Below are 20,599 nucleotides of genomic sequence, written 5' to 3' on the forward strand. Positions count from 1 at the left end.
CGCCGTTCCCCGCGCCCCTTTCCCGCCGATGAGGCTCCCCCCGCTCGAGCGAGGCCGAGCGCGGGGGAGGGCGGGCGCAGCGACCCGCCTACGCCTGCGCGGTGCCGCGCCTGCGGCGTCCCAGCAGTTCCGCCAGCCCGCGCCGAGTGGCCGCCAGCACCACCCGGTCCGAGTCCCGCAGTACGTACGTGTCGGGCAGGTCCCACACCAGCCCGCCCCCGCCCTCCCGCTCCGCACCCGCGTCCAGCGCCAGCACCCGCCACAACCCCGCCCGGAACGCCTCCCCGACCGTCCTGCCCGTCAGCTGCGCACACCCGCCGACCTCCAGCGCGGCGAACAGCAGCACCCGCCGCTCCACCGGGATCGCCCCCAGGATCTGCCGCCCCATCATCGCCCCCGCGAACGACGGCGCCGAAAGGTGCGACACACTCCGGCTCCGGGTCAGCGCCTGCGGATGCGCGGCCCGCAGCGTCCGGTACACCGCGGTCGCGAAGTCGTCGTCGTACAGCCGCAGCACCACCCGCAGATCGCCGCGCAACGACCGCGCGTACAACGCGGCCTCCAGATTCGTCGTGTCGGAACTGGTCACCGCCAGCAGCGCGTGCGCCCGGTGGATCTTCGCGGCCTCCAGCACCCCCTCCTGCGTGACGTCCCCCAGCACCACCGGCACCCGTAACCGGCGCGCCACCGCGAGCCCCCGTGCCTCGGGCCCCGCCTCCACGCACACCACCGGGATGTTCAGCTCCCGCAGCCGGGTCAGCACCCTTGTCCCGATCTTCCCCAGGCCGAGCAGTACGACATGCCCGCCCAGCCCCCGGGGCGGCCGCCGCAACGACCCCGCCCCCCGGAACGTCCCGAGCGCCTCCAGCACCGCCGCCAGCAGCACCGGCAGCAGCAGCAACCCCACCAGCCCGGACAGCAGTTGCAGCACCTGACGGGCCGTACTCGCCCCGACCGCCGGATCGTTGATCGAGAACAGGTCCAGCAGCGTCAGGTACAGCGCCCCCAGCGGATGGATCCGGGTCACCACCCACAACGCCACCGCCAGCGCGAACACACACCCCACCAGACCGGCCAGCGACCACCGCAGCCGCCGTGAGAAGAGGGAGGCGAACGGCGCCACGACCCCCATGCCCCGCCCCGCCTGCTGCGCGGGCCAGGCCGAGTACGACACCTGCTCCAGGACCACCGACCCGCGCCGCCCGGCCGCCTCCCGCACCGCCGCCGCGTCGGGCAGCAGCAGCGGCCCCTGGTCGCCGCTGTTCTCGGAGCCGTCCGCGAAGGCGGGGTCGTTGCCGGTCGCGGACAGCAGCGCGAGGGTGGGGCGGCCGCTGAGGCCGCCGGGGGCGTCCCCCTCCTCGGCCGGCGGCCGCTCGACCGCGCGCAGCATCAGCCCGTCCGTCTGGACGACCTTGGTGGTGCCGGCGACGGCGGACGCGGCCAGCGCGGGCGCGGCGGTGTCGGCGTCGGACAGCACGGTGGTGGAGGCGTCGCCCTCGTCCGGGGCGGAACTGCCGCCGGTGGCCAACGCCGCTGCCTGGTCGAGGAGTTCCTCGATGTGCTGGCCCAACCGCCGGTTGTAGAGCCGCAGCACGAGCCGCAGCCGCGGGTTGAGCCTGCGGGCGGTGAGGGCGGCGCGGATGTTGGTCTCGTCGTCGTCGTACACGAGCGCCAGCGCCGCGGCGCGCTCCACGCCCGCCTCGGCGAGCACTGCCTCGGTGGCCTCCACGGCCTCCAACGTCCGCTGTCCGCCGACGGGTTCACCCGCGGCGGGGGCGGTGCCGTTGCCGGCGGCCCGGCTCACCGCCGCGCTCACCACGCGGTCGAGGAGCGCCGCCGACACCGCGCGGGCGCGTCCGACGACCGGCGGCCGCACCGAGCGCTCGGCGGGCGGTACGACGAGCGTGACCTGCTCCTCGTAGACACCCCGCAGCTCGGCGGCGAGCCGGTGCGCGAGACCGTCGTCGCCGCATACGACCATGTGCGCGCCGGCGTCGCCCGGTGCCCGGCCCTGATTCGGAACGCTCCCCACGAGGGAGAAGACTGCCTCACCGGGACGCGAGGTTCCACGGAGCAGGTGAACACCGGGCACCCGGCTCCCGTAGAAAAGGGGAGGGAATGCGAGAAACAGGGATCAGGCAGAGCACGGAACGCGGAGGTGCCCGACCCGTGGCCATCACCAGACCGGCCCCGCAGGACGGGGACACCGGCAGGGACACCGTTCCCGCACCGCCCGACGAGCCCGGGCGGCTGACCTCGCCCCTCGCCCTGACCCTGCTGCTGCTCCTGCTGGTCCTGCTGCAGAGCCCCATCCGCCGCGCCCTGTCCGCCCCGGTGATGCAGAGCTGGACGACGGTGTTCGTGGCGGTCGTGATCCAGGCCCTGCCCTTCCTGGTGCTGGGCGTCCTGCTGTCGGCGGCGATCGCGGTCTACGTCCCGCCGTCCTTCTTCGCCCGCGCGCTGCCCTCCCGCCCCGCCCTCGCCGTCCCGGTCGCCGGGGTGGCGGGCGCGGTCCTGCCGGGCTGCGAGTGTGCCTCCGTGCCCGTCGCGGGGGCGCTGGTCCGCCGGGGCGTGACCCCCGCCGCGGCCCTCGCCTTCCTCCTCTCCGCGCCCGCCATCAACCCGATCGTCCTGACGGCGACGGCCGTGGCCTTCCCCCGCAACCCCGAGATGGTGCCGGCCCGTTTCGTCGCGAGCCTGCTGGCGGCGTGTGCGATGGGCTGGCTGTGGCAGCGGGTGGGCCGCACGGACTGGATGCGGCCCCCGGCGCACGCGCATCACGAGGGGCAGACCAAGGGCGCCGCGTTCTGGGACTCGGTCCGCCACGACGTGATGCACGCGGGCGGCTTCCTGGTGGTGGGCGCGATGGCGGCGGCGACACTGAAGGCGGTCGCCCCGGAGAGCTGGCTGCGCACGGCGGCGGACAACCCGGTGGTGGCGGTGCTGGCGCTGGCCGTCCTCGCGGTCGTGCTGTCCATCTGCTCGGAGGCGGACGCGTTCGTGGCCGCGTCCCTCACCCAGTTCTCCCTGACGGCCCGGCTCGCGTTCCTGGTGGTGGGCCCGATGATCGACCTCAAGCTCTTCGCGATGCAGGCGGGCACCTTCGGCCGCGCCTTCGCCCTCCGCTTCGCCCCCTTGACCTTCGCCCTGGCCCTCGCGTCGGCCGTACTGACAGGAGCGGTCCTGCTGTGAACCGACAGTCCCAGGCCGCCGTCCTCTTCCTCCTCGGCGCGGCCCTCCTCCACGCCGGCACCAGCGACCTCTACCTCCGCTACGTCAAGGCGGGCCTGCGCCCCCTGCTGCTGGCGTCCGGCGCGGTCCTGATCGTCGCCGCGCTGGCCACGGCGTGGTACGAGCGCCGCCGGAACAAGGGCGACGCGGCGGACGGCCCGGGGCACCCGCACCCCGAACCCCGGATCTCCTGGCTCCTCGTCCTGCCGCTGCTCGCCCTGATCCTGGTCGCCCCGCCGGCCCTGGGCTCCTACAGCGCGACCCGCACCGGCACGGCCCTCCAGGAACCCCTCGCCTACCCGGCCCTGCCGGACACCGACCCCCTGCCCCTCGGCCTCGTCGACTACGCGGGCCGCGCGGTCTACGACCACGGCCGCGGCCTCACCGGGCGCCGCGTCCAGCTCACCGGCTTCGTCGCCCTGGAGCACGACGGCACCCCCTACCTGGTCCGCATGGCGCTCAACTGCTGCGCCGCCGACGCCCAGCCGGTCAAGGTCGCCCTGACCGGCGACATCCCGCCGGTCCTTCAGCCCGACACCTGGCTGACCGTCACCGGAACCTACGTCCCCCGCCAGTCCCGCGACCCCGTCAACGACGGTCCCATTCCCTTCCTCGAGGTCACGACCGCGAAGCCGACGACCGAGCCCCGGGACCCGTACGACGAGTCGTACAACAACTGACGCAACGTCATTCCCTCACCAAAACCGCCCAATTACTCGAAGGGGGGCGCACCCGCTCACTACTATGTGGCCCCAACCTGACGAGGGGCGTACGTGGCGAGTACCCGTAATCAGCAAGTCCTGGCAGAACACCAGGCGCGGTTCGAGCAACAGGTCGTCGGTGGAAAGGAGTTCGTCAAGCTCCTGCGGGAGATCGACGCGCACGCCTACCGCTTCGAACAGGACAAGCTGGACCGGCACCGCTGGTGGATCTACATCACCCTGCCCGCCCACGTCCGTGAGACCTTCGATCTGCGCCTGGACGTTCTGTGCCTGTCCGCCTCGTACGACCGGGTGGAGCCGCGCAGCCTCACCCTCATTGCCGAACGGCTGCGTGGGCGCAACGACGCCCGCCTCGACCCGGACTTCGCGATCCTGTTCACACAGGACCAGGGCGCGGCAGACCTGGTGCGACGGCGCCGGGGACAGCTCGCCATCCTGACGATCAACTCGCACGACCTGATGAGCGGCCCGGGCATCGGCCTCCGCGAACGCATCGCCGAGATCATGACCACCCACGACCACTACGACCTGACCCGCCCCATCACCGAGCCGGCCGCCTTCTACGGCCGTCAGGCCGAGGTCGCCGAACTCCACTTCGCCCTGGACCGGGGGCAGTCCGTCGGGGTGTTCGGGCTGCGCAAGGCGGGCAAGACCTCGCTGCTCAACTTCGTCTCCGGGCAGCGCAAGGAGAACGACAAGCCCGTCGTCTCGCTGGACATCAGTGCCGTGCAGACCGCGGAACACTTCCAATTGACGCTGCTTGAGCGCTGCCACGACATCATCCGGCAACGGGAGCTGAAGCCGCCCCGGCTGATGTCCCTCACCCGGGAGGGGATCCCGAATCCCACGGTCTCGATCGGCACGTACTGGATCCGCGACCTCAACGCCATGCTGGACGCACTGCCGGACCGCCTGGAATTGTTCGTCGACGAGATCGACCAGGCGTGGCCGAGCCGCTCCAATCTCGGCGAGGAGCAGGCGAACGCCGTGCTTCTGTGCCTCAATCAGCTGCGCGGGGTGGTCCAGAGCCGGGAGGCGGACGGCAAGCACGGCGTCGCGATCGTGTGCGCCGGCGTGGACCCCGCCATCTTCGAGAAACCGCTGCTCGGCAAGCGCGACAACATGCTGTACAAGTTCGCCCGGCTGTCGTTCCTCTCCCCGATGAAGCGGGACGAGATGCGGGAGATGGTGCGCAGTCTCGGCAAGCGGATGGCGCTGCGCTATTCGGACCACCGGACCATCGACTTCCTGTACCAGGAGTTCGGCGGTCATCCGCTGCTCACCCGCAAGGCGTGCTCCGTGGCGGCCCGTAAACGGCCCCCGGACGAGATCCCCTGGCACGTCCCGCTCTCCGCGCTGGAGGAGGCCGCGCAGACGCGGGGCCACAACACTCCCCAGTCCGAGGTGCAGGACGTCCTGGACTCCTTCACCGAGTGGTTCGGCGATGAGGCGGCCATGCTGCCCCTGCTGTGGTCCGAGGATCAGGCCGAGCGTGAGGAGGCCAGGGAGTGGGTGCGCAATGAGCCCGACATGGCCGCGCACCTGATGTCGTACGGCATCACCGACGACGACTGGGCTCCCCGTATCCACGCGATGCGAGCGCTGGTGGTGGGGTGAGACTCCTACCGTCGCAGCGGGCCTGGGTGACGGCTGTGTGCGAGCACCTGATCGACGGCGATCTCGTCATCGTCAGGGGGACGCCCGGCTCGGGCAAGACCACCCTGCTGGAGGCCGTGGCGCGCGAAATGGGCGACACGGCCGTGGTGACCGGGGGGCGCGGCTACACGGAAACGAACCAGGCCACGCGCAGGGACGACCTCCAGCAGGGGATCGACGAGTCGCTGGCCAAACACGGTACGGCGCACCTGCTGTTCGACGACTATCCCCACGCCCTCCAGCGGTCGCAGGGGCTGCGCCTGCAGCGGCTGCTGCTGCACGTGCTGATCGACAGCGAACGATCGGTCGACATCGGCGCCCTGCTGACTGGCCGCTGGGCGCGCAGCATGCACTTGGTGAGCAGCGGGAGCCCGCTGGTGCCGAGGGCCCTGTTGAAGCCGCTGCCCATCCCCACGGAGGAGGACTTCGACGCCGTCGGCTGCCCTCGGTCGGCGCAGGCCGTCGCGACGGTGGGCGGCAACCCGACGCTGCTGGCGAAGGTCGTCACGGTCCTGGGCCGGCCGTCCCTGCACCAAGCGCGCGAGGCAGCCGAGTTGCTCGCCCCGAAGTGGGTGGAGGACGCTCCCTGGGGCGCCCTGCGCTGGCTGAAGGACGTCGTCCGCCAGGGGCCGGCGCCGCTCCCCGGGAACGATCTCGACGCCGAGGCGCTCGCCCCTCTGGTCTTCAGCGCGAACAGTGTTCAGGACGGTGGCGAGGAACGGTACGACGTCATGAGCGCGCTGAGGTCGCAGGCCGCGGTCGCGGTACTCGACGGCAGGGCACCCACCTGGCCCAGCGGCTGGGCGGATTCGGTGGCCACCTTCTGCGGACTGCTCGACGGCGCCCCGGCGATCGTATGGGTGGACCGGTATCTCGCGGCCGACCCGCCCGAGTTGCTGCGGTTTCTCCATGACGTCCGCCGGAGCTGCGCCACCCGGATCAAGATGCTGGTGGCCCAGGACGCGGCCGGGAGCGTCGACGCGTCGGTCGTGGCCGCTCTCGGGGCCCTGGACTGCGAGATCAGAATCATGCACTGGGGTGACCGCAAACAGCTCCACGACCGGCATCTGATCTTCCAGGGCGGACGCCAGGGTGGTGTGGTGATGCCGACGGGCCGGGTCGTCCTGTGCCAGGACCCGCCGGGTCCGGCCATGGCCGTTCAGGCACCGCAGCTCGACCAGAAGCTGATACGCGAGGCCTGGGGCCGGGGCCGCGCACCGAGCTGATCCGGCTGTCTCGTGAGGATCTCGTCAGTGCCTCGACGGCGGTGACGACCGGCGTGCTGGTCCTTGCCGGTGCCGTTGATCCCACACCCGCTGTCCATCCCGACAATCCGTGGGGCGCGGATGACGAGTCAGGAGGCCGAAGGGGACGTGCCGTAGGGGGATTCCTCGATGGTGCCGCCGAGTTCGGTCCGGGCCCTGTCCATCGCCGTGCGCGGGTCGGCCGAGAGCACCCAGCGGTTGCCGACCAGGTAGACACCGCCGTACATCTGCGCCGTGTCGAGCCATTCGCGCTGGCCCTGGGCGGTGTCGAAGGTCAGCAGCACGTAGTCGGCGTCCGCCGAGGCGCACACGCCCTGCCGGAAGTCGAGGGTCTTGCCGGCCTCCTTCGGCGCCGTCTCGCAGCCGACGGCCTTTCCCAGCGCCTCCAGGGTCATCGGGCGCGCGCTCGGCGCCGCGCTCTTCGACGCGGCGGCCCGCTCCTCGTCCCCGCCGCCGGAGCCCCCGCCGCATCCGGCGAGCAGCAGCGCCGCGGCGGCCGCGCACACCGGAACACCGAGAAGACGACGGACGGGACGGGACATCGGGACTCCGTACGCGGGTGGGGGACGGTCCCCCTGGAGTACGGGAGGCGGCTTGCGGGTGTTCAGTCGTCCTCCCCGCCGGCCGGGGCGGCACGCCCTCACCCCGGGCACCGCCGGGAGGCGCTACGGCCCGGTTACGTCTGCCTCAAACTCTGGTGGCCGTGCGGTGAGCACCCCATGATGGGGCTATGACGACGGCCTGGCATGCCCTGGCACAGCTGGTGAGTTGGCCCGATCTCACGGAGACCGGGTCGAGTTGCGGCACCGGCCGGGCGCTGCGCTCGGCGGGCGCCGAGCTCGCGCACTTCCACTCCGACCGACGGGTCGACCTGCACCTCACGGCCGGTGCCATCCGCCGGTACGAGCGGGACCTGCGGCGTTCGACCGCGATCCGGCTGGTGCCCGGCTCGCACTGGGTGACCGTACGGCTGGAGTGCGAGGCGGACGTCAGCCTGCTGATGACCTTGATGAGCGCCGCCCTGCGGGCCCACCAGGAGGGGCCGGACACACCCGACGCCCCGGCCGCGCGCTGCAACGACCGGCTCGAGACGGCGCTGGCACAGCGCGAGTATTTGTAGGGCGACGGCAGGCGGGGCAGGTGGCGGCGCGGCCTTCAAGCCGAACGAGATCGACCACTTCGAGGTCATGACCTTCGACGGCACTGGTGCGCCCTCCTCGTAGGCGGCCGGGCCCTCGGCGACGGCGACCGCGTGGGCGTGGGAGAGGCGCAGACCGAAGCGCTCGGCGCGTTCGGCGAGGCGGCCCAGGTCGCTGCGCCCGTAGAGGAGGTCGTCGATGAACTCCCGCCGCGCCGCCTCCTCCTGGCGCACGGCCAGGCGCTGGGCCCGTTCGTAGCCCTCGGCGAACGCGTCTATCGCCTGGTGCACGGCAGCCAGCGTGCTGTCGGACGCGGCCAGGACCTGCGGCCAGGTCGCGCGCGTGGCGGACAGATGGGCGCTGACGAGGCCGCGCAGTCCGTGACCTGCCTCCGCGGCCTGTTCGCCGAGCACGCGCCGAGCCTCGAGCTCTTCCCGGGTGAGGCGGCGGCCGGTGGCCGAGACCTCCTCCAGGATGCGGGTGTAGCCGTCCAGATACCGCTCCGGAATCCCCCGGTCCGTCACGTCGCCCCCGCATCCTGACGCGCCGTCGACACCGCATCGGCGGCCTCACCGGCATCCAGACCCTAGTGAACACTGCCGGAGATCGGCAATGCGCGGGCGGGCGCCGGTCGCCCATCATGGCCGAGGGGAGCACTGCGGAGGGTTCCGGTGCCGGACTCCGGCAACAGCACGGCAGGAGTACGGCACCGGGACCCGGACGCCACGGTGCGGCGATCGGGCCGCCCCGGTGAACGGAGCGCCGGCTCAGGACGCGGCCGCGTCCGCGACGGTTTCCCGCACGTCCAGGACGGTGTCGGCTCCGGTGACCTCCAGGACGCGCCTGAGCTGGGGTGCGGGAGCGGCCACGCGCAGGGTCGTGACCTGGTGGACGCGCAGCAACAGGTTCAGCAGCGTGGAGTCCGCGAAGGTGATCCCGGCGGCGTCCAGCACCACGCGGGGGTGCTCCTCGGCGGCTGTCCGCAGGGCGTCGGCGAGCGGGCCCAGGGAATGCATGTCGTAGGCACCTCGCGCCTCGACCACCCAGGCCGCGCCCAGAGCGTACTGCGTCACACCCGCCGGCTCCCGCTCGCGCCCGTTGAGCCGGGCGGACGGCTCGGGCCCATTGCTGTCGACCGGACTCATGTCCGGGAGTATGCCCCGACGGGGCGTCCGAGGTGCAGTACGCCTCAGCTCCGGGGAAAGCCTTTGCGCCGAGTCAGGGGCGAGCGGCGCACACGCCGTCCACGGCGCGAGTGGCGAAAGATTGGCCGCCTGCTGGTCTGCCGCTGTCGGTTCTCTGGCCTTGCTCTGTCACGCGTCTCCCTAAGGTCGTCGACGTCCCCCGGAGGACCGGCGGCGAACCGCCCCGGCCCCCGCTCCCCGAAGCTCTGGAGACGTCTGATGCGTGCACTGCCCCGTCGTGCCCTGGCCGCCGCCGCTCCCGCCGCCGTCCTGATGTTCGCCCTGGTCGCCTGCGGCGGTGGTGCCGACTCCGACGCCGGCGGCTCGACGGCCGCGGACAGCGGGCGGTCGGCGCGGAGCGCGGGCGGCGCGCAGGCCGAGGGCGAGGCCGGAGAGGAAGCCGGTGAGAAGAAGGAGCCGCCGCTGACCGGCGAGGTCAAGGAGAAGGCCGAGGCGGCGGCGCTCGCCGCGTACCCCGGGACGGTCCTGAAGTCCGAGGAGGACGTGGAGAAGCCCGGCATGTACGCGGTGGAGATCAAGAAGGCGGACGGCTCGACCGTCGAGGTCTACCTCGACACGTCGTACAAGGTCACCGACACGAAGGAGGAGGGCACGGAGGAGGACGAGGGCTGATCCCGCGGGACGGTGAAGCGCCCCCGGCCAGGTCCCGCGAGTTCCCGTGAACGGTTCAAGCGCCCCCGCGCAGCTGTGCGAGCCTGTCGCCATGCGCCTGCTCCTGATCGAAGACGACGACCGGATCGCGGGACCCCTCACGGAGGGGCTGGGCCGCTACGGCTTCACCGTGGACCGGGTGCGCACCGGCGCCGCCGGACTCGCCGGCGACGGCTCCGCCGACCTGGTCCTGCTGGACCTCGGGCTGCCGGACATGGACGGCCTCGACGTGTGCCGCAGCCTGCGCGCCCGCTCGCCCGTCCCGATCATCATGATCACCGCGCGAGGCGAGGAGGCCGACCGGGTGGCGGGCCTGGAACTCGGAGCGGACGACTACCTGGCGAAGCCGTTCGGCGTACGGGAGTTGGTGGCCCGCATCCGCGCGGTCACCCGCCGGACCGGCGCCCTCCCGACGGTGCCGCCGGCCCCGGCCACCGCCCCGCCCGCGGCGGCCGCCCCCCAGCGGCTGGGCTCGCTGGAGGTCGACCGCCGGACCCGGCAGGTCCGGGTCGAGGGCGGGGAGATCGCCCTGACCCCCAGGGAGTTCGACCTGCTCGCCTACCTCGCCCAGGACCCGGGGGCGGTGCACTCCCGGCAGCAGATCATGGACGCGGTGTGGGACCCGCACTTCTTCGGCCCCACCAAGACCCTCGACGCCCATGTCGCCTCCCTGCGCCGCAAGCTCGGCGACGCGGGCTGGATCACCACCGCGCGCGGCGTCGGCTTCCGCCTCACGGTGCCGGGGGATCCGCCACCGGGAGCCACCTCATGACCCGTCGTCTGCTGCTCAGTTACCTGGGCCTGGCCCTGCTCGTGCTGGCCGGGCTGGAGATCCCGCTGGGCTGGATCTACGCCCGCGGGGAGACCGCCCGCTTCTCGCAGAGCGCCGAACGGGACGCGTCGATGCTGGCCGAGCTGGCCGAGGAGGACATCGAGGAGGGCAAGACCTCCGAACTGCCCGCCCTGGTCGGCGAGTACGCCGCCGAGTCGGGAAGCCGCGTGATCGTGGTCGACCGCACCGGCATCGTCCTCGCGGACTCCGCCTACTCCGCCGACGCCGCAGATTCCGCGGACGCGGCCGATTCCGCGGGCGCCGACGCCGCCGACGCCGTCGGCACCGCGGGCGCCGCGGCCCACCGCCCCGGGACCGACCTCTCCCGCGAGCCGGACATCGCCGCCGCCCTGCGCAACCGGACCACCGTCACCATCCGCACCGACGCCGACGGCGGCGAGGTGCTCTCCGCCACCCTGCCCGGCTCCTCCGGCACCACGGTCCGGGGCGCGCTGCGGCTGACGTACCCGATGACCGTGGTCACCGACCGGGTGCACCGCATCTGGCTCGCCCTCGCGCTGGCCGGCGCCTGCGTCCTGGCCGTGGTGGCGCTGGTCGCCTTCACGCTCGCCCGCTGGATCACCCGCCCCCTGCGCACTCTGGAACGGGCCACCGCCCAGCTCGCCGACGGCCACCTCGCCCACCCGCCCGACGCCACCACCGGGCCGCCCGAACTACGCCGTCTGGCAAGCTCCTTCACCCGGACCGCCACCCGGCTGCAGCACCTGCTCAAGGCCCAGCACGCCTTCGCCTCCGAAGCCTCCCACCAGCTCAAGACCCCACTGACCGCGCTGCGGCTGCGCCTCGAGAACTTCGAGCCCTACCTCGACCCGCGCGCCCATGCCAGCCTGGACGAGACCATCGACGAGGTCGAACGCCTCGGCCGTATGGTTCAGGGACTGCTCGCCCTCGCCCGGCTGGAGAACACGGCGACCACCGCCGAGCCGGTCGACCTGGACGCCGTGCTCGCCGAGCGGGTCACCATGTGGGAGCCGCTCGCCGCCGAGCAGTACGTCGCGCTCGCGGTCACCGGCGCACCCCCCGGCCCGGTGTGGGCGATTCCCGGCGCTCTCGAACAGATCATCGACAACCTCGTCGCCAACGCCCTGCGTGTCTCCCCGCCCGGCTCCACCCTCACCCTGCACCGGACTCCCGGCGCCGAACTCCATGTGATCGACCAGGGCCCGGGCATGACGGAGACCGACCGTGAGCGTGCCTTCGACCGCTTCTGGCGCGCCTCCGACTCCCCCCACGACGGCACCGGTCTCGGCCTGCCCATCGTCCGCCACCTGGTGCACGCGTCCGGCGGCGACGTCACCCTGCGGCCGGCCCCCGGCACCGGGCTGGACGCGGCCGTCCGCCTGCGGCCGGTCGACGCGGGGCGCGCACCGGGCGCGAAGGGGCCACTCCGCGCCGCGCGGGCGCCCGCGCGGTGAGGCGTCACGCGGTGCAGCGTCACGCGGTGAGGCGTCAATGCGGGCCTTCCACGGCGCGTCGGCGGGAGGCCTCGATCTCCGCGTACGCCTGCTCGCGGCCCTCCCAGTGCGAGCCCTCGACCGACTTGCCCGGCTCCAGATCCTTGTAGACCTCGAAGAAGTGGGTGATCTCCAGCCGGTCGAAGGAGGGGATGTCCCCGATGTCCTGCGCGGTCGCCCAGCGCGGGTCGTGGGCGGGCACGCAGAGGATCTTCTCGTCCGGGCCGTGCTCGTCCTTCATCACGAACATGCCGACGGCCCGGCACTCGATGATGCAGCCGGGAAAGGTCGGCTCGCCGGTCAGGACGAGGGCGTCCAGGGGGTCGCCGTCGCCGCCGAGCGTGTGGTCGATGTAGCCGTAGTCGGCCGGGTACTTGGTCGAGGTGAACAGCAGCCGGTCCAGCCGGATGCGGTGCAGTTCGTGGTCCATCTCGTACTTGTTGCGGGATCCCTGGGGGATCTCCACGATCACGTCGAACTCCATGACGCCCTCCTCGCCTCCTCGCCGCCCTGGCCGCCGCACCCGGACCGCCGCCCCGGCTCCGCCGCCGTCACGGCGCCTCCTCCCGCGCTCCCAGTTCCTCGCGCAGGCGCCGCAGCTCGTCCGCCGGCCGCCCCAGACCGTTCAGCTGCAGCCGGGCCGCCTCCGTGCGGGCGTCGGGGTGCACGGTGAAAGCCAGGTCCGCCGCCTGGCGCACCATCCACTGGGCGTAGGACACCAAGCGCTCGGCGTACGCCCGGGCCCGCACGAGGTCGGGTTCGGTGAGCTGGGTCTCCCGCAGCCGGGCCCGCAGCCGCAGGAGGGCCGAGCCGACGTCGCCGCAGTCCCGGGCGGCCCGTCCGGAGACGGGCCCTGGCTCCCCGCACGCGGCCACCGCCGCGTCGGCGGGCCGCTGGGCGGCCACCGCCTCGTCCAGCACCGCGAGCAGCGCCCGCAGCTGTGCCGGACGCGACGGACGGGGCGGAGCGGGCCGGGCCCGACGGCGGGCGAGCAGCAGCACGACCTGCCGCCGCCGGACGGCGCCTTCACCGGGCGAGGACACGGGCATGGTTCCTCCTGGCCGGCACGGCCGGACCGGGGTCCTGGCCGGCACGGCTGGGCCGGGGACCGTCGGCGGAGGCGTCCGCGGTCGCGGCGAGCCCCGCCACCGGCGCGCCCTGAACGGCAGTGCGCCCTTCCAGTGTGCGCCTCCCCCGATCCCGGGGCAGCCTCCCCGTGGCCTCGCATACCGCCCCCGGTCCCGATCAGCTGTGGGAGAGGGCGAAGGACACCAGGAAGCCGCTGACGGTGATCAGTCCCATGGCCAGGTGCGTGTCCTCGAACGCCTCGGGGATCATCGTGTCGGCGATCATGGCGAGGATCGCCCCGGCGGCGACCGCGGTCACTCCGGCGATCACGGCGGGGGAGAAGGTGCCCACCACCGTGTACCCGAGGACGGCCGACACCGTGCTCGCGGCGGCGATGGCGCCCCAGACGCCGAAGACGTACGCGGCGCCGCGGTGCGCCTTCTTCATCCCGGCCGAACTGGACAGCCCCTCAGGGACGTTGCTGATGAACACCGCTGCCACGGTCACCAGGCTGACCGTGCCGCCGTCGAGGAGACTCACCCCGATGACAGCGGACTCCGGCACGCCGTCGAGCAGGGCGCCCAACGCGAGCGCCGTCCCGGACCCGCTCTGCTCGCCCTCCGACGGCTGCGCCCGCTCCCGGTGATGACCGGAGCGCTTGCGATGGCGGGCGCCCCGGCGGGCCAGCCACACGTTGCCCACGGTGTAGGCGACCGCACCGCCGAGGGTTCCGACGGCCGCCGGACCGAGACCCGCCTGGTCGTACGCCTCTCCCAGCAGCTCGTAGGAGACCGCGGACAGCAGCACCCCGGCACCGAAGGCCATCACGGTCGCGATCACCTTCTGGGGCACCCGCAGCCCGTATCCCAGCGCGGCGCCGATCAGCAGCGCCGACCCGGCGAGCAGTCCCCACAGCGCAGCCTGCACCACTTCACTCATGGCGACCCTTCTACCCGCACCTGGTCGTCGTCCGCTGCGGCGGCCCGGTCACGCGTGCGCCCGCCGGGGCGCGGCGCCGTTCCCGACGGCCGCCCGGCGCGCCGACGGAGCGTCAGGCGCGTCCCGGGTGGGGCGCCGGGCCCTCGGAGGTCACATCCGGTCCCTAGGCGGCGGCGCGGGCCTGCCTGAGGGGCGCCCCGGCCCGGTGGAGGCTGGCGAGGGCCTGCCGGTAGGAGCTGATCAGCCCGGTCTCCGCGTAGTCCAGACCCAGTTCCTCGCAGTGGCGCCGGACGACGGTCCGGGCCCTGCGCAGGTTGGGGCTGGGCATGCTGGGGAACAGGTGATGCTCGATCTGGTGGTTCAGCCCGCCGAGCGCCAGGTCGGTGAACCGGCCGCCGCGCACATTGCGTGAGGTGAGCACCTGGCGGCGGAGGAAGTCCGGGCGGTCGTCGCCCGTCAGGATCGGCATGCCCTTGTGGTTGGGGGCGAAGAGGGAGCCGAGGTAGACGCCGAACAGGCCCTGGTGGACGGCGACGAAGGCGACCGCCATACCGGGCGGCAGCAGCCAGAACACGGCGGCCAGGTAGACCGCGAACTGCGCGAACAGCAGGGTGCCGTCGAGCGCGCGGTGCTTGAGCGAGCGGTTGGCCAGCGCCCTCACGCTCGACACGTGCAGGTTGAAGCCCTCCAGCGTGAGGAGCGGGAAGAACAGGAACGCCTGCCGACGGCCGAGCAGGCGGGGGAGGCCCTTGGCGGCCCGGGCCTGGTCCTGGGACCAGACCAGCAGGTTGGGGTCGAGGTCGGGGTCGAGTTCCTCGTGGTTGGGGTTGGCGTGGTGGCGGGTGTGTTTGTCCTGCCACCAGCCGTAGCCCATCCCGACACCGGCACCGGCGATCCGTCCCGACACCTCGCTGGCCCGGCGCCGGCGGAACACCTGGCGATGGGCCGCGTCATGGGCGAGCAGCGCGACCTGGCCGAAGACGACGGCCAGGAAGGCGGCGACGGCCAGCGTCCACCAGCTGTCGCCGACGAGCGCGACGGCGGCCCATCCGCAGACGTAGAGCCCGACCACCACGGTGATCCGCACTGCGTAGTAGCCGGGACGACGCCCCATCAGGCCGGCATCGGCGATCTTTCTCGACAGCCGGGCGAAGTCGCTGCCGGACGTCCGCGAGGGCGGGGGGCGGACCGTGGTTTCTCTGGTCATGACGGCGGAACTCTCTTCGAAGGGCAGATGGCTCGGCGCCGCCGCGTGATCCGCTGAGGCCGGGCCGTGGTGGGCGTGCGCTTCCGCCCCTGCGAGATGCGCATCGCGCGACCGCGGAGCAAGGACGACGTCTGCATCGTCGGCCGGCGGCAGCGCAGGCCCTTCATCCGCAGGCGAGTTCCCCGAACGGCAGGTCTCACACGGATACAGGACAGGGCCGGTGGAGCGTCCGCGCGGCAGGGACGGAACCGGGCTCAGCTCGCCGGGCTGCCGGTGACGGCCGGCCGGTCCGCGGTCTCGGTGATCAGGACGGCGGCGGTGACCGGGCCCGGGGCGCCGGCGGTGGCCGCGGCGGCCACGGCGGCCCGGACGGCGCGGGCGACGTCCAGGGGATGGTGTCCGGGGGCGACTCCGAGCTGCACCTCGATGTGCCGCCCGGGCGGCTCGTCGTGGTCCTCCACCTTGACCGGGCGGCTGCCCAGCACGGCGGTGAGGCGGGCGACCCCCGGAACACCCGCCGCGACGTGGGCCAGCTCCCCGGCGAGCCCCCGCCGGGATCCCGTGCCGGTCGCCGGGGCTGAGCCTCGCGCGGCTTCGGCATCGGCCGTGGGCCTCCCGAGCCCGGCCGCGCTCCGCGACGCCCCGCCCGGCTCCGGGCCCTGATGGAGATCCGTGACGCGCAGGTCGGCTGCCACGGTGGCCAGGCCGAGCCGTTCGGCGGCGGCGCCGAGCAGCGCGTGCCTCACCTCGAGGGCGGTCTCGGGCAGCGGTCGCCCGAAGGAAGCCGAGAAGGCGGCGTCGATCCTGAGCGGGCCGGGCGGCAGCGCGCCGGCCGGCGGACGGACGGCAGGCTCGGACACCGGCTCGAGCGGGGCCGCCCCGACGCGCAGAGACTCCATCCGGACACCGGGAATCCCTGCGACGGCGTGCCCGAGAACCCGGACGGCCGCTTCCTCGGTGATCCATGTCCCGTCGTCGGGCCCACCGAGCGGCAGAAACCGGCCCAGGGCGAGCTGGTGCCGCACTGCCTGCGTCAACGCGTCGGTCACCGGCTCACTCTCTTTCGCCAAATCGGACAAAATGCCTAAAGCAAATATAATATTAATAAATGGTGCATGGTGGGCTTCTTGAGGAAGGAAACGCTCGATGACTGAGATCACCGGCGTGAAGCGTGACAGTCCGCCTGGTTCTCGCGGCCGGACGACCGTTGCCGATGTGGTGGTGGAGAAGATCGCCGGAATGGCGGCACGGGACGTGCTCGGCGTCCATGCCCTGGGCAGCGGATTCGCGCGCTCGATGGGGTCCGTGCGGGAGCGGATGCCCGGCGCCGGCAGCGGAAAGTCCGTCACCCGCGGGGTCAGTGTCGAGGTCGGAGAGCTTCAGGCGGCCATCGATCTGGAGCTCGTCGTCGACTACGGCGTCTCGATCACGGACGTGGCCGCCGCGGTGCGGGAGAACGTGATCTCCGCGGTGGAGCGGATGGCGGGCCGGGACGTCGTGGAAGTCAACATCACGGTCAGCGACGTGAAGCTGCCCGACGAGGAGGACGAAGGCGAGGAGCGGCAGCGGATCCAGTAGCCGGGGCGAAGCAGCCGCTTGAGCGAAGGAGCGCGTGATGAGCAGGGCCGTGGTGGGCTTGATGGCCGGAATGGCGCTGGGTTTCGCCGCGTATTTCGGTGACTTCTGGGCTTTCCTGCTGGTACTGGGGCTCGGCGCCGTCGGGTACTTGGTCGGGCGGTTCATCGAAGGTGACTACGCACCGGGCGACTTCGTCCGCCGCCGGGACTCGCAGGAGCGGTACCAGGACGACCGGCGACGGCCTCGGGGAGCCTGGTGGCAGTGACCGGGGAAGCCGGCCCGCGTCCCGGTGTCCCCGGCGGGGAGCGCGGTGCGACCGCCGTCGCCGACCGGGTCGTGGCGAAGATCGCCGCCCAGGTGGCGCGCGAGGTACTGGGCCGGTTCACCGAGTCGGTGAGGCACGTACCACCCGGCCGCAGGACACCCCGCGTGAACACATCCGTGCGGCGGGCACCGGAGCGGAACACCGCCGGACCGGACGGCGAGTCCGCCGCCGGACCGCGGGTGGTGCTCGGCGAGGCACGCCTGCGCATCACCGTCGAACTCGGCTATCCGTCCGACATCGGGGCGCAGTGCGCCGCGGTGCGCCGGGAGGTCACCGAACGGCTCAGGACCCTGGCCGGCATGCAGGTGTCCGACCTCGCGGTGTCGGTCGGGAGACTGCACACGGTGTATGCGCGGCACACGGACCGGGAGAGGGTGCGATGAGCTCGAACACCAGGCGGCAGCCTACCGGTGACAGCCACCTCCCCTCCGATTCCGAACAGGCACCTCCGCCCGCCGACGGCACCTCGGAGACGGGTGAGGGGACGGCGGGCGAGGGGGCGGGGGCGACGGGGGAGACCGGTGGACCTGGGGCGACGGGGGAGAGCGGTGGACCCGGTCGGCCCGCACGCCGTTTCTGGTCGACCCGGCGGATTCCCGCGCTCGTGGTGGCCCTGCTGTCCGCCGCGGCCACGGGACTGCTCCTGTACGACGTGATCGCGGTGCGGGCAGGCGCTTCCGCGATGCGCTGGCGACGGCGGCTCGCCGAGGAACTGGCCACACGGCCACTGGACGACGTCTGGATGATCGTCGGGGCGGTGGTGGCGATGGTCCTCGGCCTGTGGCTCTTCCTTCTGGCGGTGACACCCGGACTGCGCAGGCTGCTGCCCATGCGGGAGCCCACCGGCATTCCCGCGACCGAGCAGGTCCGCGCCGGGCTTTACCGCCGCGCGGCCGCCCTGGTGCTGCGCGACAGGGCCATGCAGGTGCCCGGCGTCCAGTCGGCACAGGTCGCCGTCGGCCGCCGGAAGGTCAAGGTCCGGGCATGGGCGCATTTCCGCGATCTCGACGAGATCCGCTCGGACCTGGACACCACGCTGGAGGACGCCGTGACGTCCCTGCGCCTCGCCCGTCGACCCACGCTCGCCGTCAGCGTCCGGCGCCCGAAGAAGAAGGGCTGAGGTGATCCATATGCTCAAGACGGTGAACCGGGTGCTGCTGGGGCTGATCGGCCTCGGACTGTTCGTCCTGGGCGGCGGCGTCCTGCTGGGCGGGCTGGATCTGCAGCGCCGTTGGGATTTCGGCATGCCGGGCTGGTGGCCCTTCCGCGGACCGGACGACGTCGTGCTGGGCGCCGAGGGACGCACCCGGTGGCGGGACGAGGGCTGGTGGTGGCCGACCGTCATCGCGGTGCTCGCCGTACTGCTGGTCCTGCTGCTGTGGTGGCTCCTCGCGCAACGCAGACACCGCCTGGACCGGGTCCTCGTCGACAGCGGAGACGGCGCGGCGGCCCGACTCGACGGCCGCACCCTGGAGGACGCCATCGAGGAAGAGGCGCAGGCCCTGGACGGAGTCGCGCGGGCTCATGTCCGGCTGACGGGCCGCCGTACCGCTCCGACCGCACGCGTGCGGCTGTTGCTGGAACCTCACGCGGACCCGGCGCGCACTCTCGGGCGGCTGAGCGGGGAAACCCTCGCACACGCACGGGACTCGGCCGGCCTCGACCGCCTCCCGTCGAAGGTCCGGCTCCGGGAAGTCCGCCACCGCGCCCACCGCACCGCCTGAGACGGCCCCGCCGTCGTGGACAGGCCCCGCAGATCCCACGCGGTCCTTCCCGGGAGGCGTCCGTATGGTCCTCTTCCTGATCCTGCTCGGCGCGGGAATCGCTCTGATCGCCATCGGCGCGGCCGTCGACGGCTTGCTCTTCCTGGCGTCCGCCGGCGTACTGCTCCTCGTCGCCGATCTGCTCTACCTGGCGGCCCGCTCCATGTGGGGCTCCCCCCGGCGCCCGGTTCGCTGAGTCGGCCCGGCCCGGCGGGCGGGTGTCCGTCGGGCCGGGCCGGGCCGGCGGGCGGTTGTCCGTCGGCCGTAGCACCGCAGCGGCCGTTGTCCGCAGCACCACAACGACCCCGGCGTATACACACCGGGGTCGCCCTTCCGGACCGGCCGCACGTGAGAGTGTGCCGACCCATTTCTCATGGTATGCCCCGTACGGGCTTCAGGCATCAGGCCGGTGCGGCCTGCGCAGCCGCAGCTCGGGCGCCCGTGCGCACGGCGGTCCTCGAACTGTTCGCGTCCGCACGGCCGGGGAAGCGCCCGGCCCGACATCAGCCGCGTTCTTCCTCCGCGCTCTCCATGAGCCGGATCCCCTGGTGCGTCAGCGTGACCATCGCGGGGGTGTTCCCCTGCTCCCAGTCGACCGCGACCAGTCCCTCGCCTGCCAAGTATGCGCAGGCGGCAGCGAGATCCTGCTGGGGGATCCGGAGGTCGTCGCGCAGCCTCGGGCCGGTGACGCCCAGGAGCCGATTGCCCTCCGTGGCCTCGTACAGGGCCTTCAGGATCGCCTCGCGGTAGTGCTTCCGCTCGCGCAGCGTGGCCATGGCGACACCGCGTCAGATCTCGTCCGTGTGCGTACGGCCGTTTCCGGAGGACCGACTGGTGATCAGCCAGGAGCGCGCGGGCTCCGCCGCCCGGGCGGTGTCCACCGTGAGGTGGAGACGGGTTCCGCCGGCCGCCGTGCCGACGGGATAGCTGCGCTGCTCGGTCGAGGCGAAGCAGCGCCGCAGAACCTCGGCGACCTGACGGGCCGCCTCGGGGGAGGCGGCGACGAGACGCACGTCGACGTTCCCGGCGAAGGGCAGTTCCGGTGACTCCTCGGGGTGACGCCTTCCCTGGCTGCCCACCGCGTCCACGGGGACACCGGCGGACTCCTCCGGGAAGCCGGCCGGCTCGGGGTCCTCGACACGGGGCGAGGCGGCGGTGGCCGGCGTGACGGTGGGCGAGGCGGCAGTGGCCGGCGCGGAGGGCTTCTCCGCTCGTCGGCCCTTCGTGCGCAGTCGCCCGATTCCCGGCAGCGCGTCGCCGTAGCGGTAGGCTCCGATCCTGGCGTCGTGCAGCGCGTTGAGCCGCCGGATCAGGACGATTCCCAGGGCGATCACGGCGATGATCACCGCCGCGGTGATGACGGTTTCCACGTCCTCGCCTCCCTCAAGCGGAGCGCACGACGCCGACCGCGTTGGTTACCGAGAACGACACCGGCATCTGATCGGGTGTACGAAATGCTCCCGGTATGTCGACCCTACTCCGCTCGGAGGTCCCGGGGGCGGGACGCACCGGCCCCGGCGCGGAGCCCGTTCGCCCGGTCCGA

Annotated in this window: 24 protein-coding genes and 1 pseudogene; 14 read left to right on the forward strand and 11 right to left on the reverse strand. The window is 72.9% G+C overall.

Annotation, left to right across the window (positions count from 1 at the left end):
• Positions 1-88: 88 nt before the first annotated feature.
• Positions 89-1,981 carry an NAD-binding protein gene (locus ACFY2L_RS21760; RefSeq protein ID WP_390823204.1) on the reverse strand — a complete coding sequence of 631 codons (1,893 nt, stop codon included), beginning with the start codon at positions 1,979-1,981 and terminating at the stop codon, positions 89-91.
• Positions 1,982-2,169: 188 nt separating this feature from the next.
• Between ACFY2L_RS21760 and ACFY2L_RS21765 the strand changes: the two genes are divergently transcribed.
• The 4 genes from ACFY2L_RS21765 to ACFY2L_RS21780 all read left to right on the forward strand — a co-directional run bounded on the left by ACFY2L_RS21765 (position 2,170) and on the right by ACFY2L_RS21780 (position 6,835).
• On the forward strand, positions 2,170-3,192 hold the full coding sequence (locus ACFY2L_RS21765; protein ID WP_390823100.1) for a permease: 1,023 nt from the start codon (positions 2,170-2,172) through the stop codon (positions 3,190-3,192).
• Positions 3,189-3,911, forward strand: coding sequence for a TIGR03943 family putative permease subunit (locus ACFY2L_RS21770; RefSeq protein ID WP_390823102.1), 723 nt, complete (start codon positions 3,189-3,191; stop codon positions 3,909-3,911). The genes ACFY2L_RS21765 and ACFY2L_RS21770 overlap by 4 nt, the downstream gene beginning before the upstream one ends.
• A 93-nt stretch (positions 3,912-4,004) precedes the next feature.
• Positions 4,005-5,570: a hypothetical protein gene (locus ACFY2L_RS21775; RefSeq protein WP_390659300.1), complete on the forward strand. Its 1,566-nt coding sequence runs from the start codon at positions 4,005-4,007 to the stop codon at positions 5,568-5,570.
• Positions 5,567-6,835 (forward strand): AAA family ATPase, encoded by a 1,269-nt coding sequence (locus ACFY2L_RS21780; protein ID WP_390823103.1) that lies wholly within the window; start codon positions 5,567-5,569, stop codon positions 6,833-6,835. Before ACFY2L_RS21775 ends, ACFY2L_RS21780 begins: the two co-directional genes overlap by 4 nt.
• Before the next feature lie 128 nt (positions 6,836-6,963).
• On the opposite strand, the gene ACFY2L_RS21785 is transcribed toward ACFY2L_RS21780, so the two are convergent.
• On the reverse strand, positions 6,964-7,416 hold the full coding sequence (locus tag ACFY2L_RS21785) for a hypothetical protein (RefSeq protein ID WP_390823104.1): 453 nt from the start codon (positions 7,414-7,416) through the stop codon (positions 6,964-6,966).
• Positions 7,417-7,604: 188 nt separating this feature from the next.
• On the opposite strand from ACFY2L_RS21785, the gene ACFY2L_RS21790 reads away from it, so the two are divergent.
• Positions 7,605-7,994 carry a luciferase family protein gene (locus ACFY2L_RS21790; RefSeq protein ID WP_390659303.1) on the forward strand — a complete coding sequence of 130 codons (390 nt, stop codon included), beginning with the start codon at positions 7,605-7,607 and terminating at the stop codon, positions 7,992-7,994.
• A 69-nt stretch (positions 7,995-8,063) separates the two neighbouring features.
• Here ACFY2L_RS21790 and ACFY2L_RS21795 read toward each other — a convergent pair.
• Both ACFY2L_RS21795 and ACFY2L_RS21800 read right to left on the reverse strand, forming a co-directional pair.
• Positions 8,064-8,537, reverse strand: a pseudogene (locus ACFY2L_RS21795) (PucR family transcriptional regulator); the annotation flags it as partial.
• A gap of 243 nt (positions 8,538-8,780) precedes the next feature.
• A complete protein-coding gene (locus ACFY2L_RS21800; RefSeq protein ID WP_390659305.1) occupies positions 8,781-9,158 on the reverse strand; it encodes an STAS domain-containing protein in 378 nt (125 codons plus the stop codon).
• Between the two features lie 258 nt (positions 9,159-9,416).
• On the opposite strand from ACFY2L_RS21800, the gene ACFY2L_RS21805 reads away from it, so the two are divergent.
• From ACFY2L_RS21805 to ACFY2L_RS21815, 3 genes are all read left to right on the forward strand, one after another.
• Positions 9,417-9,830 (forward strand): peptidase, encoded by a 414-nt coding sequence (locus ACFY2L_RS21805; protein ID WP_390659306.1) that lies wholly within the window; start codon positions 9,417-9,419, stop codon positions 9,828-9,830.
• Positions 9,831-9,921: 91 nt separating this feature from the next.
• Positions 9,922-10,641, forward strand: a complete 720-nt coding sequence (locus ACFY2L_RS21810; protein ID WP_390659307.1) for a response regulator transcription factor — start codon at positions 9,922-9,924, stop codon at positions 10,639-10,641.
• Entirely contained in the window at positions 10,638-12,137 is a 1,500-nt protein-coding gene (locus ACFY2L_RS21815; RefSeq protein WP_390823105.1) for a sensor histidine kinase, read from the forward strand. Before ACFY2L_RS21810 ends, ACFY2L_RS21815 begins: the two co-directional genes overlap by 4 nt.
• A gap of 34 nt (positions 12,138-12,171) precedes the next feature.
• Here ACFY2L_RS21815 and ACFY2L_RS21820 read toward each other — a convergent pair whose 3' ends face one another.
• The 5 genes from ACFY2L_RS21820 to ACFY2L_RS21840 all read right to left on the reverse strand — a co-directional run bounded on the left by ACFY2L_RS21820 (position 12,172) and on the right by ACFY2L_RS21840 (position 16,439).
• On the reverse strand, positions 12,172-12,660 hold the full coding sequence (locus ACFY2L_RS21820; protein WP_390659309.1) for an inorganic diphosphatase: 489 nt from the start codon (positions 12,658-12,660) through the stop codon (positions 12,172-12,174).
• A gap of 67 nt (positions 12,661-12,727) precedes the next feature.
• Positions 12,728-13,225 carry a hypothetical protein gene (locus ACFY2L_RS21825; protein WP_390659310.1) on the reverse strand — a complete coding sequence of 166 codons (498 nt, stop codon included), beginning with the start codon at positions 13,223-13,225 and terminating at the stop codon, positions 12,728-12,730.
• A gap of 196 nt (positions 13,226-13,421) precedes the next feature.
• The gene (locus tag ACFY2L_RS21830) at positions 13,422-14,183 is read right to left on the reverse strand and encodes a ZIP family metal transporter (protein WP_390659311.1); all 762 of its coding nucleotides are present in this window, start codon (positions 14,181-14,183) and stop codon (positions 13,422-13,424) included.
• 163 nt (positions 14,184-14,346) lie between these two features.
• Positions 14,347-15,390: a fatty acid desaturase family protein gene (locus ACFY2L_RS21835; RefSeq protein ID WP_390823106.1), complete on the reverse strand. Its 1,044-nt coding sequence runs from the start codon at positions 15,388-15,390 to the stop codon at positions 14,347-14,349.
• A gap of 254 nt (positions 15,391-15,644) precedes the next feature.
• Positions 15,645-16,439: a hypothetical protein gene (locus ACFY2L_RS21840; RefSeq protein ID WP_390823109.1), complete on the reverse strand. Its 795-nt coding sequence runs from the start codon at positions 16,437-16,439 to the stop codon at positions 15,645-15,647.
• A gap of 97 nt (positions 16,440-16,536) precedes the next feature.
• Here ACFY2L_RS21840 and ACFY2L_RS21845 point away from each other — a divergent pair, with 97 nt between their 5' ends.
• The 6 genes from ACFY2L_RS21845 (at position 16,537) to ACFY2L_RS21870 (ending at position 19,252) form a co-directional block, all read left to right on the forward strand.
• Positions 16,537-16,968 carry an Asp23/Gls24 family envelope stress response protein gene (locus ACFY2L_RS21845; RefSeq protein WP_390659314.1) on the forward strand — a complete coding sequence of 144 codons (432 nt, stop codon included), beginning with the start codon at positions 16,537-16,539 and terminating at the stop codon, positions 16,966-16,968.
• A gap of 37 nt (positions 16,969-17,005) precedes the next feature.
• The gene (locus tag ACFY2L_RS21850; RefSeq protein WP_390659315.1) at positions 17,006-17,233 is read left to right on the forward strand and encodes a hypothetical protein; all 228 of its coding nucleotides are present in this window, start codon (positions 17,006-17,008) and stop codon (positions 17,231-17,233) included.
• Complete coding sequence (locus ACFY2L_RS21855) at positions 17,230-17,676, forward strand: Asp23/Gls24 family envelope stress response protein (RefSeq protein ID WP_390823110.1); 447 nt, start codon at positions 17,230-17,232, stop codon at positions 17,674-17,676. Before ACFY2L_RS21850 ends, ACFY2L_RS21855 begins: the two co-directional genes overlap by 4 nt.
• Positions 17,673-18,413, forward strand: coding sequence for a DUF6286 domain-containing protein (locus tag ACFY2L_RS21860; RefSeq protein WP_390823111.1), 741 nt, complete (start codon positions 17,673-17,675; stop codon positions 18,411-18,413). Before ACFY2L_RS21855 ends, ACFY2L_RS21860 begins: the two co-directional genes overlap by 4 nt.
• 10 nt (positions 18,414-18,423) lie before the next feature.
• Positions 18,424-19,017, forward strand: coding sequence for an alkaline shock response membrane anchor protein AmaP (amaP, locus tag ACFY2L_RS21865; RefSeq protein ID WP_390659318.1), 594 nt, complete (start codon positions 18,424-18,426; stop codon positions 19,015-19,017).
• A 64-nt stretch (positions 19,018-19,081) separates the two neighbouring features.
• Positions 19,082-19,252: a hypothetical protein gene (locus tag ACFY2L_RS21870; RefSeq protein ID WP_390659319.1), complete on the forward strand. Its 171-nt coding sequence runs from the start codon at positions 19,082-19,084 to the stop codon at positions 19,250-19,252.
• A 307-nt stretch (positions 19,253-19,559) separates the two neighbouring features.
• Here the strand turns inward: ACFY2L_RS21870 and ACFY2L_RS21875 are convergent, their stop codons facing one another.
• Together ACFY2L_RS21875 and ACFY2L_RS21880 are read right to left on the reverse strand one after the other, a co-directional pair.
• The gene (locus tag ACFY2L_RS21875; protein ID WP_390659320.1) at positions 19,560-19,832 is read right to left on the reverse strand and encodes a hypothetical protein; all 273 of its coding nucleotides are present in this window, start codon (positions 19,830-19,832) and stop codon (positions 19,560-19,562) included.
• A 12-nt stretch (positions 19,833-19,844) separates the two neighbouring features.
• On the reverse strand, positions 19,845-20,135 hold the full coding sequence (locus ACFY2L_RS21880) for a hypothetical protein (protein ID WP_390659499.1): 291 nt from the start codon (positions 20,133-20,135) through the stop codon (positions 19,845-19,847).
• Positions 20,136-20,599 lie beyond the last annotated feature (464 nt).

Origin of the sequence: Streptomyces sp. NPDC001381 (assembly GCF_042895685.1) — a bacterium.
Taxonomy (GTDB): Bacteria; Actinomycetota; Actinomycetes; order Streptomycetales; family Streptomycetaceae; genus Streptomyces.